Annotated in this window: 11 protein-coding genes; 1 reads left to right on the forward strand and 10 read right to left on the reverse strand. The window is 39.6% G+C overall.

Going from position 1 to position 12219, the window contains the following annotated elements; translation table 11 throughout:
* Positions 1-24: 24 nt before the first annotated feature.
* Positions 25-564, reverse strand: coding sequence for a VanZ family protein (locus tag PGL01S_RS26680; RefSeq protein WP_127498078.1), 540 nt, complete (start codon positions 562-564; stop codon positions 25-27).
* A gap of 421 nt (positions 565-985) precedes the next feature.
* Between PGL01S_RS26680 and PGL01S_RS31495 the strand changes: the two genes are divergently transcribed.
* The gene (locus PGL01S_RS31495) at positions 986-1117 is read left to right on the forward strand and encodes a hypothetical protein (RefSeq protein ID WP_268960397.1); all 132 of its coding nucleotides are present in this window, start codon (positions 986-988) and stop codon (positions 1115-1117) included.
* Positions 1118-1179: 62 nt separating this feature from the next.
* Here PGL01S_RS31495 and PGL01S_RS26685 read toward each other — a convergent pair whose 3' ends face one another.
* The 9 genes from PGL01S_RS26685 to PGL01S_RS26725 all read right to left on the reverse strand — a co-directional run bounded on the left by PGL01S_RS26685 (position 1180) and on the right by PGL01S_RS26725 (position 12205).
* Positions 1180-2121, reverse strand: coding sequence for a stalk domain-containing protein (locus tag PGL01S_RS26685; RefSeq protein WP_127498080.1), 942 nt, complete (start codon positions 2119-2121; stop codon positions 1180-1182).
* A 20-nt stretch (positions 2122-2141) separates the two neighbouring features.
* Complete coding sequence (locus tag PGL01S_RS26690) at positions 2142-3182, reverse strand: hypothetical protein (RefSeq protein WP_127498082.1); 1041 nt, start codon at positions 3180-3182, stop codon at positions 2142-2144.
* Positions 3183-3210: 28 nt separating this feature from the next.
* Entirely contained in the window at positions 3211-4548 is a 1338-nt protein-coding gene (locus PGL01S_RS26695) for a UDP-glucose dehydrogenase family protein (RefSeq protein WP_127498084.1), read from the reverse strand.
* A 2-nt stretch (positions 4549-4550) separates the two neighbouring features.
* A complete protein-coding gene (locus PGL01S_RS26700; RefSeq protein WP_127498086.1) occupies positions 4551-5645 on the reverse strand; it encodes a hypothetical protein in 1095 nt (364 codons plus the stop codon).
* Complete coding sequence (locus tag PGL01S_RS26705) at positions 5645-7021, reverse strand: sugar phosphate nucleotidyltransferase (protein WP_127498088.1); 1377 nt, start codon at positions 7019-7021, stop codon at positions 5645-5647. The genes PGL01S_RS26700 and PGL01S_RS26705 overlap by 1 nt, the downstream gene beginning before the upstream one ends.
* A gap of 211 nt (positions 7022-7232) precedes the next feature.
* Positions 7233-8273 carry a GDP-mannose 4,6-dehydratase gene (locus tag PGL01S_RS26710; protein ID WP_127498090.1) on the reverse strand — a complete coding sequence of 347 codons (1041 nt, stop codon included), beginning with the start codon at positions 8271-8273 and terminating at the stop codon, positions 7233-7235.
* A gap of 448 nt (positions 8274-8721) precedes the next feature.
* Positions 8722-10131: a lipopolysaccharide biosynthesis protein gene (locus PGL01S_RS26715; RefSeq protein ID WP_127498092.1), complete on the reverse strand. Its 1410-nt coding sequence runs from the start codon at positions 10129-10131 to the stop codon at positions 8722-8724.
* Between the two features lie 172 nt (positions 10132-10303).
* On the reverse strand, positions 10304-10831 hold the full coding sequence (locus tag PGL01S_RS26720; protein WP_127498095.1) for an acyltransferase: 528 nt from the start codon (positions 10829-10831) through the stop codon (positions 10304-10306).
* A gap of 78 nt (positions 10832-10909) precedes the next feature.
* A complete protein-coding gene (locus PGL01S_RS26725) occupies positions 10910-12205 on the reverse strand; it encodes an O-antigen ligase family protein (protein WP_127498097.1) in 1296 nt (431 codons plus the stop codon).
* Positions 12206-12219 lie beyond the last annotated feature (14 nt).

Below are 12219 nucleotides of genomic sequence, written 5' to 3' on the forward strand. Positions count from 1 at the left end.
AGGCTGCCGCTATTGCTGCCTGCTCTAGAACTTCCGGACGAACCGGTATTCCTGCCTCCGGCGTCTTCGTTCAAACCAATAATTAATTGAGATGCAGATGATCAGGCCAATGCAGCCGCCCGTCAAATCCACAATCACATCCGTCGGGTTCCCCGTACGCCCGACCTTGCTCAGCTGATTCGTCTCATCAAGCGCCGCTATCCCGCCCGTCAGGATCAGCGCCATAATAACCGGCAGCACCATCTGCCTGCGTGCCATCAGATTGCGGATGAACATGTACAGCGATACGCATAACACGGCGTACATGAACAAATGGGCCCCTTTGCGGAAGAAGAACTCCACGAAGCCGTACGGGTCTTTTTTTGCCACAACCGTGCTGCCATGATACGTAATGGAGGTATCCGGAAGCTTCTGAGCCAATTCCTCTTTGGTGACCCATTTATTTAACGTCGGCTTGATGGACTGCTGGTTATACGATTCAGACGATAATGTAAAAATGAAAAATATCCAACAAAATACGACAAAAAACCATATTATAGAATTTTTTCTATCCTTTTTTAACATTTTTCTTCAACACTCCTTCGACACAATCCGTTCCACCCTTTATCTATCTCTGGTCAGTTATTGTATCAGATTCATAAAGGAAATGGAAATCTACCGATTCGCCTAGCAAAAACAAGACTAAGGTAATGTAAATTTGAGTAAAAAGTCCTATAAACTCTTGTTTTTAACATCCATTCTTTGGTATTATACAAATATATGAAACTTGTGATAAAACCTTTTATCGCAGTCAATCAATGATGAGCGACCGCGTTTATAGGTAGGTTTTATCGCCAAATAGAATTTCTAGTTTCATTGTATTTTGAAGCTAATAAATTCTATTGTGGTTAGTTTTTTATTAGGGCCATGCTTACGAAGCATGAACCATCACGAATGTCCTTGAAAACGGACATTTGTGTGATCATTCATTTTAGGAGGTTAGAGAATGGCTGGCTATTTGATGTTCTCCGAGATTTGGACACCCTTCAAGGTGGTAGGCATACGAGTATTTAAAGACGAGAACGGCGACTACTGGTACAAATACCGAAACAACAAACGCTCTCGGCTGTTCCGATAATCTCCTTACATAAATAATAAAGACACCCCCGGCAGTCTAGCTGCCGGGGGTGTCTGGCTTTCTTACGCTAATCCTTTGACAAAATCCAAGCCTGCCTTCAATTCAGCATCGAATTGAGCTCTATAAGCATCAATAATTTCAAGACTATATCCGTACTTCGTCAGCTCAGCAGTCGTATCTGCAACAAGTTTATTAAAGTCGGCCGTACATTGATCAACCGTTTGCTGAGCTTCTTTTTTAATTTTTTCTTTAGTAGCTTCATCACCAGTCAAATACGGATTAATCATGGCCATCAGTGTTGCCTTGCAATTGGCTTCAAGTGCAGTAAGCTTAGCTGAACCAGCCGCTTCAATGGATGCTTTTGTAGGTTTAGCAGGTTCTACTGGATCTGTACCGCCACCCGTACCGGTTCCTGGATTAGTACCAGCACCATTATTTCCTCCAGCTTGCGCAGCTTTGTATGCCGCGGATTCGCCTGTAATGCTGTTAGTCTTCTGATCCCACTTAATATCCGTTCCCACAGCCTCGGACATGAAGCGAAGCGGAACATAGATGCTGTTGTTGATCGAATAAAGCGACTGACCTGTAGGAAGAGCTTTTGCCTGTCCATCAAAGACAAGCGTAGCTTGAACCGGCTTAATGGTGATGTTCTTACTTTCAACAGGTTGTGCACCGCCAGCAGCTGCGCCAGCAAGCAGCTTCGAAAGAGCTTCCTTCTCCGCTGCAGTTGGTTCGGAGACAGTAACTTTGGAGGTCTTTTGATCCCACTTCACCGACTTCTGCAGCGCGTAAGAGATAAAGCGAACCGGAATATAAGTACGGTCCTGATAGATGAAGGCATATTGTCCATCCGGCAAGGCAAGCGACTGTCCATCAAACTTCAAGTTAACCGCCTGTGTCTTAATTGTTACCGAGCTGGATGCAGCACCGGCTGTCAGCGGCAGAACGGTACATAAAGCGACAATTAACAGCATGAGTGTGTAATGACGTAAATTTTTCATCATTTTGATTCTCCTCTTGTTTATTATGATTTAATAGCTTTGGCAATAGCGCTAATCGCGGATGCTCGTACACTTTGCTTGCTTGCTTCATACTTCGCATTCCAATCCGGCATTGCACGGCTATCAATTCCTGCGTCAGCATAACTAGAGGCCGCTTGACTCACGATGCCCTGAAACTTCGCATCACAAGAGCCCTCGGCCTCCATGACTTTACCTAGATATTTATTTTGAAGATCCTCAACCGTAACACCGTCTGCACTGCCAACGATTTGTTGCAGAATGGCGTTGCTTTTTGCCTTGCAGGTTCCTGACAGTGAAGCTAATTGCGACTCCGTCTTAGAATCAATCGATTGCTTAACCTGCTTCAGATCAGTAGTAAGCTCTGGTGCTGGTGTTTTTTCCGGTTCTTCTGTTGGCTTGCTGGTTTCGGCAGGTTTATCAGTTGGTTTGGTTCCGGTATTTGTACCTTTTGTTGAACTGCTAGGTTGCTGTTGCATCTTCATCCAAGCATCGTAATTCTCTTTCATCTTTTGCGGGTCTCGTTCTCCAACCCACTCTATCGGATAATCTGGATTAAGGATATTAAGAGCAATACCATACTGCTTTGTAATCGAGCTTAATAACTTTATCTCCTCGTCAGAGAGTTTAGTTAATAATAGATCTCGAATCTTCTGCTTCTCCTCAACCGGTAAATCCGTTGTAGCGTTACCTTGAAGATAAGAAATCTGCTTCAAGCTAAGACCCGAGTTAAGTAGAATGGCTGCTACATCAAGAGCATCTGCGCTGTCGATCTTTTCACCGCCAATTAGCTGACTAGCTTTTTCGACTGGTTTCTCGATAATAGCTGGCAGCTTCTTAGGCTCTGAGCTCTCCTCGCCAGAGCCATCCACTACATCACTGTTATGGCGGGCTGCAACATCCTTAATATCAATGGATTTGATGTAATAGTAAGTGACTCCTATAAAGATCAATCCGACAACAACAAAAAATGAAGCGGTACCGATTACCCACTTCATCCAAGGCTTTAGCTTCTTTTTTGGTTTTTGCTTACGTGGCGTTTCCATGATGTCTCCTATCTACATTAATAATAATCTAGAAAGAAAGAATAGGATTGGTCTCCTTCACTCCATTATTCATCTTAGGTCTTCCTATGGAGTAGTAGGCGAAAGGAGTCTCCTCCAAATCTTCTTCCCGGTAAATATTCCGGCCGTCAATGAGGTTAGGCGTTTTTAACCATTTCTGAACATCCGACAATGGGATATTAATAAACTCTTTCCATTCCGTTAGAATACATAGAGCATCCGCACCTTCAGCAGCCTCTTGGGCAGAAGTACAGTATTCCACCTCGGAACGGTCAAAAGCATTTTCGAAGTTACTCGAAGCAATAGGATCATAAGCTTTAACGAATGCTCCCCGCTCCAGTAAGGTTTCCATAATCTCAAAGGCTGGAGCGTCACGCACATCATCCGTTTCCGGCTTGAAGGCCAATCCCCAGATCCCAATCGTTCTTCCCTGAACATCTCCAAGCAGTTCATCCAGCTTTCGAATGACATTAAATCTTTGATCCCGGTTCACTTCAACTACGGATTTCAACAGCTTGAAATCATAATCCATCTGTCCCGCGATCTGTATGAGAGCTTGCGTATCCTTCGGGAAGCAAGATCCGCCGTACCCGATACCCGCCTTCAAGAAAGAAGAGCCGATACGCCGATCCATCCCCATTCCCTTCGCTACTTCCTCCACATCCGCCCCTACCTTTTCACAGATATTGGCGATCTCATTAATGAAGGAGATTTTTGTAGCCAGGAAAGCATTTGAAGCATACTTAATCATCTCCGAGCTGCGGACGTCAGTAATGGTAATTTGATCCGTTAATGGACGATGCAGCGCAGTAAGCATCTCTGCTGCGCGCTCACTTTCCGTCCCGATAATAATTCGATCCGGATTCAATGTGTCTTTAACAGCTGTTCCTTCTCGCAGGAATTCAGGAACAGAAGCAAAGTCAAAGGATTCCGTCGCATAATTTCGAATGATAGCTGCAACCTTCTCATTCGTTCCTACCGGTACCGTACTTTTCACAACGACAACCTTGTAACCATTAATGGCACGGCCAATTTCCGCCGCCGCTTGCTCAATGTAGGCCAAGTTGGCCTTTCCATCTGGCAAGGACGGGGTGCCAACAGCAATAATAATGATCTCTGAAGCATTTACCGCAGCAGCCAGATCCGTTGTGAAGGACAATCGCCCCGCTTCCGTGTTGCTTGCAATTAGTTCCTTAAGACCAGGCTCATGAATAGGGACTTCACCATTATTCAATAACTCGATCTTTGATGTGGCATTGTCTACACAAATAACTTCATTGCCCAGTTCAGAGAAACATACCCCAGAGACTAAGCCAACATATCCGGTACCAATTACCGCCAGCTTCATTCTCACTCACTCCCTACAATTTGTTTGAGATATTCAGCAATATGAACTGCTCCATTACGTTGCCGATTATCTTCAAAGAAATGCTCTCTATCTATAAAGTCATGCATGTTGTCTGCCATTAATTGCCCCCACTCTATCATTCGATAGGGGTGACGGTCTTGAAGAGCCAGAATCGTATTCTTATCTTCTTTCATCTTGCTTCGATGAAGCAGGAGTAATGGCTTTCGAAGCGCCACCGCTTCTCCAACCGTACTCCATCCCGGCTTACTAATAACAAGATCTGATGCTGCAACATAATTTTGCGACTCCGTATAGGAAGCCGGAATCGCTACAATATTCCTATGCTCCACCTTCATGTTGCTTGACACAATATAGAGGCAAGCATCATCGTCCCATAGCTTCAACGCGGCCAATTCTTGTACATTTATACTCATTCCAATACCAAAATAGACGACTCTCTTCTGCCTGCCAGGATTAATGGTCTGTAAAATACGGCTTAGTTCCTGCTGATCCACTTCCCTGCTGAAGAAATCCGCTTGAAAAGTTCCTCGTTGCCCCCAGTCCGGTTCAAGAGCACCCTCCAAACGAACAAAATAATCCATTGCAGAATAGATTTCAAATAATGGTTGTAGAGCAGAATGATTGATCAATTCTAAATAAGCCGTATACCATGTAAAATTAGATATTCCCACCGAGGGTATTTCAGCCTGTCTCGCAGCTGTAAAGGCAATAGGAGAAATATCTGAGATCACGAGATTGACCCCAGCCGTTCGAAGAAAATCTGTCTCCCTTGCCGCCTCATAAGGCAAGTTCTCCATATATTCGAGATACTTTGCTGCAAAGGCCACTGTGTCAGGTTCAATGCTGTCTGGCTGAAGAACATAACCCACGTCCGAGATGCATCGACGATATTGAATAATCTCTTGATAGTCGAAAAGTGAAGCCTGCATAAAGGCTAATACCTTGTCTGATGAACATAGCACAAGTCTATACGGCTGCTCTGTAACTTGAAGCAAAGCACGAATAACAGCAATACTTCTTGTAGCGTGGCCATAACCATAATCGGAAACATAATAAAAGATCGTTTTCGTGTTCATTATCTCATTGAAATATTAAGGCAGTGTTCGGACATTTCAGACCAGGTGGAATACAGCTCCATCACTTTATCCTTATCCGAATATCCGCTATGAACAACAATCATCTCCATATCGGAAATTGCCTTAAGACTGTGCAAAGTCTTCATTGGAATATGAAGGACATTACCGGCTTTCACTTTCATCGGCACGCCGTTCTGTACGAACTCCCCTTCACCTTTGACAACCGTCCATACTTCTTCGCGGTTTAAGTGCATGAGATAACTAAAATTCCTACCCGCTTTGACGGCCACACGCTTCGTTATTACGGTACGACCATCCTCGTAACGCTCATCGTCCAGTATTCTGACCCAACCCCATTCTCTCTCCTCGAACATAGGGCCTTGATCATAATTAATAAAATCTTTAATCCGGGGACTTGCACTCTTATCCGTCACAAGAATACCGTCAGGACTAGCAGCTACAACAACATTGGATACTCCAAGTACAGTAACCGGAATCTCGAGCTCGTTAACCAGATGAGTATTTACACAGTCCTCACTGATCGTTCCTCTGCCAATCTGGCTCTGTCCCATCTCTTCCGTTAATGTATTCCACGTACCAAGATCCTTCCAATAACCAGCATACGGTACTACAACAATGTTCTTGGTCTTCTCAACAACTTCATAATCGAAGCTGATCTTCGGCAGCTTATGATATTGCTCAACAAGCTGCTCATATTGAATCGGATAGCCCTTTTCCTTAAGAATGTTAATGAGGTAACCAAGCTTGAAGGAGAACACGCCACAATTCCATAGAGCATGCTGTTCAATTAAGCCGACAGCTGCTTCTTCAGTAGGCTTTTCCTGAAAATGACTGACCTTTAGAACACCATCGGATGCCTCTTGTTCACGTTCAGGAATAATATAGCCGTATTTGGCCGAAGGGTATGTAGGCTTCACTCCGATTAGGGCTAAATCAGCCTGAGTCTGTTGAATGGTAGCTTCTAACTGTTTGACGGCATAAAAAAAGTGGCCCTCAACATAAGGGTCCACTGGTAAAATTGCTATAACCTCGTCCAAATCAATATTGGCGACTGAGTATAAATATGAGGCTGTTAAGGCAATGGCCGGGAACGTATCTCTACGTTCTGGTTCAATAATAAGCGGTACGGACGGTCCGATCTGACTATGCATCATCTCGATTTGAGCTTTGCCTGTTGCGATATAGCTGGAATCAGCTAAACCATTGTCACTGATTTGCCCCCATACCCGTTGCACCATGGAGACGAGTTCTTGATCTTCGTTTTCAAGAACTTTTAAGAACTGCTTTGAGCGGGCATCGTTGGATAAGGGCCAGAGACGTTTTCCGGAACCGCCAGATAATAGGACAATTCTCAAGGTTACCTCCAATTGATTCTTAGTATTATTAATATTTCATCTTATAACTATTAAAATACTTTTCAAATCATCTTTTTGATATATTACAACAAGATATTATGGCATAAACTCTCATTACTAGAACCGATTAATCTCTAGTTATAAACCGAATAGACCGACTCATCAAGCGACCTACTCGGCTTATTATATCCAATATAAAAAGATCCATAAATTACTTAGAAATACTCAACTGATAAAACTCACAATACCAATCTGCAAATTTTTGAAGTCCTTCTTCAATTGAAGTCTTCGGTTTAAACTCAACAGCTTTCTCTAATAAATCCGTTGAAGCGTATGTAGCGGGTACATCCCCTGGTTTTATTGGCTCAAATGACTTTTCAAAAATAACTTCCCTGCCCAGTGAATTGCTTAAACATTTCTCTAAAGTTTGTATGAATGTCATTAGCTTCTCCGGACTGTTATTCCCAATGTTATACACTCGATGATTAACATTATCTTCTTCTAACGGCGGATTACAGAGCAGACGCTCAATCCCCTCTACAATATCATCCACATAAGTAAAGTCACGATAGAGGTCATTCTCAAAGTCGCCATTATTGAAAATCTTAATAGTTCCTCCTGAGAAGTACTGCTTTGTAAATCCGAAATAAGCCATATCTGGACGGCCCAATGGACCGTATACCGTAAAGAAACGTAGACCAGTCGCAGGAATCTTATAGAGATGACTATAGGTGTATGCCATTAACTCATTAGATTTTTTTGTAGCTGCATAAAGTGAAACTGGGTTATCAACTCTATCAGATTCTTCAAAAGGTACTTTATGATTAGCACCATAAACTGAGCTAGAAGATGCGTATACGAGATGATCTATAGGATGATGTCTGCACGCTTCCAGGATGTTATGGAAACCGACGATGTTGCTTTGAATATATGCATCTGGATTCTCAATTGAATATCTTACACCAGCTTGAGCTGCTAGATTAACGACAACATGAGGCTTATGTTCTTCAAATATAGCTGCAATCATGTTCTTGTCCGAGATATCGCCTTTAATAAAAGTAAACTTCTCAAAAGGGTTTAGAATCTCTAAGCGTGAATACTTCAGGTTAACATCGTAGTAATTATTAATATTGTCAATACCAATGACTCGACAGCCTCGTTCTAGAAGCGTTCTAGATAAATAATAACCGATGAAACCAGCTGCTCCTGTTATTAAATAGGTTTTACTCGTATCGAGAGTATTGAAATTCATCGTCTTTTAACTCCTTTACTCTTTCTTTACTAGTAGATTGTCTTCCGATTACCGCAACGATGTAGACTGGGAACAGCCTTATTCAATTAACAAGCACTCCTTCATTCAGGGAATGGGAGTCACTGAACCGAAGCGACTTCTGTAAGGTGAGAGAGATGTCATGCACCACTTTGAAAATTTGTACAGTTCTTGCTTGGCTGCAATGTAGGATAGTTAACCCGAACCATCCGATTGCTCACAGTGTTCCTTTACTAATAAAAATCGAATCTGCTTTCTTGATAGTCTGGTTGATAATCGGTAGTTCAGTTCATTATTCCAGCATCATAATTCCCCCTACATATAATCCTCTAGGTCCGCTTTATATATTTAAACTCAGGATCGCATTTACGTTTAATCTATTCTAATCCATCAGTTATACAAGTTCCTTGACCCATAACTATTTAATGGACTATACACTTCTAAGCTTTTTCATTACTAAATTATAGCCATTTAACAAGTAGCTACTGTTCAAATAACTCAACACTACGGTAATTACTAATAAAATAATGATATTAACGAGAAGCAATGAATTTATACTTGTTATTACTATACCTATAAACAAGCCAGACTTTATTAAAATCGGATTCCACTTAATTTTAAAATCAATGTATTTGTTAATTATCACATATCTAGAGAGCAGCATTAATAATGCCCCTAGTATTTGACCAAGAATGACAGCGTATATCCCCATAGCTGAAATCAAAACGTATGATGTCAGGACTGATACAATGGCTCCAATCATCGTTGTGAAGAATTGGTATTGGGTTTTATTTATCGCTTGAAAAACTGAACCCATATTTGAAGCCATAGTTGTAAAAACAGCAGCGAGGAGCAGCCATGAAGCATAATTAAATGAAACATAATAATCTGTACTCTTTATGAATGCATAGAATATGTTAATAGCCGGTACAGCAAGCAGGGTCAATTCCATGAAGAGTTTAAAAATAAATTCAATTGTTTTAGTAAAGTCTGAGTCAAACCCTTTTGTTTTCGCAGTAATTATTGCTTCTTCTATAACAGCCATTGTAACAATTGAACCCATCATAGTAATAAGAATTGAGAATTTATTTGCGAAAGAAAAGAGCCCATTCATTTCGTTTCCTAACTTTTGAACAATTAGAAACCTTCCAAACCCCGACAATATCCACGCAGAAGATAAGTTCAAAACTAACGGAGCAGAAAATTTCAACAAGCTCATTAGCATTCTAAATTCAAAATATTTAAATTTAAACTTACTTAAAATATGCAAACGATACTCTAACACTACAAATATTGATAATTGTCCTAATATCGAAGTAATGAATAGCCCATTAAGCCCATATCTCAATATGCAAATAAACAACAGAACAGAAACAAATTGTATAACCGTTCCTGCTAGACCTGCCGTAATGTAAAGTTTATTTTCCCCAAAAGCTCTTGCATAATATAGCCATATTTGAGAGACACCATTAGTTATAAACATTAAACCGATAAGTGAGATTGACTTAGTTTCGGTTGCAAAAAAAGATCCATATATTATTAAACCTATTATAAAAATCCCCATAATAAAGATGATAAAACCTACAGATGTTGCAATAATTTTTGTTTTATACAAATCATCGTTTTCATACAATAAGAACCGCAGTATCGCTTCCCAAATAGCTACAAAAATTATAGGAATTACAATCCCCATAATGGTCTGCGCATAATCAAAATAGCCAAGATCATTGGCCTGAATATAGAATGCATATATCGGTATTATTATAGCGGTCATAATTCTTGACGATAAATTCCCGATTAAATACAACCCAGTTTTTTTAATCAACCTTTTTCCTTGCATAAATAATTGTTACTCCTCTCTAAGGCCGCATAATCCTTAAAGTGCTTTGGCATTACAATGGATTTACCATCAAGAAATTGGTGCTCTACTAAGTCTACAAGCTTGTTATCTAATAGAAAATTAGTCCAGTTGCGCATATTGCTCGTTATATCCTATTAATAACATTTTCAAGTTATAGATCTATATTGAATTTTTTTGTGTAATATAATTTTTTCTCAGTGTGACTCAATTGTTTTGTATCATAAATATAAGCTTTATTTTTGTTATAGTAATCTTCAATCATACAAATCGGTTTAGCTGGGATGCCTGCGTAAACCATATTGTCCGGTATGTTTTTCGTAACTACACTACTGGCACCAATAATCACGTTAGAGCCAATTGTTACACCAGGCATAATAATCGAGTTTATTCCGAAGAATACATTATCCCCAACTTCTATTTTCCCCATTTTATCAGCTTTTTCGTTCCACCCAAGGTTTCTTAATACCCACATACCACCATCATGTGTTATAAATCTCACCCCTGCAGGAACTCTTACTCTGTTGCCAAGTTTAATCAAATAAGGTTCTGATCCGAGACTTTCTCTCTCATAAATCTCGCAGCCTACCCCTAATTTCAAAATACCTTTATTTCTAAGGTAGTCGGCTCTTCCCCTAGGTGTCATAAATTTTAAACGTAGGTTTAATAACTTATTTTTCATTTACTTCCCCTCACTAAAAAGTTTGGTCGTAGTTAAAATCAACACCCATTACTGAAAAATAATGGTTTGTGCCCATTATCAATGTAATAAAGGGCTATTCTCTCTATCAATCCCTACAACTTTTTTAGAATCCGGTAAGAAAATATCATTTTCCTTATTAGCTTGCTTTAATTGTTCGACGTGTCCGATCATTAGTACAAAACAAACCATAATTGTGGAATAAAAATAAGTTACCTGCCAATACTCCATAACTACTGAAATAAGAAACACGATTATATATGAATTAATAACCGCTTTCTCAGAAAATCCAGATTGTTTTCTAATGTTAAACAAAGATTTAAATAAGAATAGATACCTACTATAGTAAATAGTAAACCCTACTAACCCACAAGTGGATAACAACTCCCAAAAGTTATTATGTGCATAATAGCCGCCATGAGTAAAAACGGAAACGAAATTATCAAGCCCCCACCCGAAAATCGGTTTTTCGCTATAAGCTTGTTTTGCAATTGAAATTAATCCCACTCTCGCTTCAATAGAAGCATCATCAATTGTGCCTCTTGTAAAAAATAACACAACGGATTCCAGTCGCGAACCCCAAGCATTATATAAATAAGGCACTTTCATAAAAATGTAATACCCGCCTCCTAAACACATAAAAGCAAACAGGGAATACTTAATTATTTTAACAACTTTGGCTCTTTTATCATTAAAGAACGGAACACAAATCATTACGACTAATACAAGAAGTAGCACTTTTCTGCTACCCGTTAAAATTAAAAGAACAATATGAAGGATAGTAATAAAATTAAACTTAAGCTTATTTTCCTTTTGATAATAATTTATATAGTAGAATGAAAAACTAATTGAAATTATAGCACTAAGGCCAGTTGAACTTATTCCGCCCCAAAAAGGTCCAAGTAATGAAAGTGATGAGTCACTAGCCGTCAAGCGTCCATCTTGCAATATTGATTTATAAAAATTAAAAGTCAAAAATACACTCGAGAATAATACGGTTTTGGTAAACACTCTAATAATTCTATCGAAATTATTAACATATAGAATATAACAGAATGTTCCAACATTTATAAAAAATAAAGTTGCAATAATCATCAATCTCTTATAGCTTGCAACAGCATCTGTCGGAATACCCGCCATTAATTGTAATGAACCATAAATAAGAAATAAAAATTCTAACAAGAAATATGTTTTTATTCGAACAATTTTATTTGCTATATATATCAATATTGCAGTTCCAAAAAATAAAAAGGCACAAATCTCTCTAATCCAACTAACATTCACCAATAAATATGAACATAAATATAATGCGAATAATATGCTTAGTACTCCCTTACTACTAAATCCCAATCTCATGTTACCTCCCACAG

This window comes from Paenibacillus glycanilyticus NBRC 16618 (assembly GCF_004000805.1).
Classification (GTDB): Bacteria; Bacillota; Bacilli; order Paenibacillales; family Paenibacillaceae; genus Pristimantibacillus; species Pristimantibacillus glycanilyticus.

What these genes read in the sequence shown, in the direction of transcription:
- PGL01S_RS26680 (WP_127498078.1), bottom strand. Translation starts at nt 564, where the DNA reads ATGTTAAAAAAGGATAGAAAAAATTCTATAATATGGTTTTTTGTCGTA.
- PGL01S_RS31495 (WP_268960397.1), top strand. Translation starts at nt 986, where the DNA reads ATGGCTGGCTATTTGATGTTCTCCGAGATTTGGACACCCTTCAAGGTG.
- PGL01S_RS26685 (WP_127498080.1), bottom strand. Translation starts at nt 2,121, where the DNA reads ATGATGAAAAATTTACGTCATTACACACTCATGCTGTTAATTGTCGCT.
- PGL01S_RS26690 (WP_127498082.1), bottom strand. Translation starts at nt 3,182, where the DNA reads ATGGAAACGCCACGTAAGCAAAAACCAAAAAAGAAGCTAAAGCCTTGG.
- PGL01S_RS26695 (WP_127498084.1), bottom strand. Translation starts at nt 4,548, where the DNA reads ATGAAGCTGGCGGTAATTGGTACCGGATATGTTGGCTTAGTCTCTGGG.
- PGL01S_RS26700 (WP_127498086.1), bottom strand. Translation starts at nt 5,645, where the DNA reads ATGAACACGAAAACGATCTTTTATTATGTTTCCGATTATGGTTATGGC.
- PGL01S_RS26710 (WP_127498090.1), bottom strand. Translation starts at nt 8,273, where the DNA reads ATGAATTTCAATACTCTCGATACGAGTAAAACCTATTTAATAACAGGA.
- PGL01S_RS26715 (WP_127498092.1), bottom strand. Translation starts at nt 10,131, where the DNA reads ATGCAAGGAAAAAGGTTGATTAAAAAAACTGGGTTGTATTTAATCGGG.
- PGL01S_RS26720 (WP_127498095.1), bottom strand. Translation starts at nt 10,831, where the DNA reads ATGAAAAATAAGTTATTAAACCTACGTTTAAAATTTATGACACCTAGG.
- PGL01S_RS26725 (WP_127498097.1), bottom strand. Translation starts at nt 12,205, where the DNA reads ATGAGATTGGGATTTAGTAGTAAGGGAGTACTAAGCATATTATTCGCA.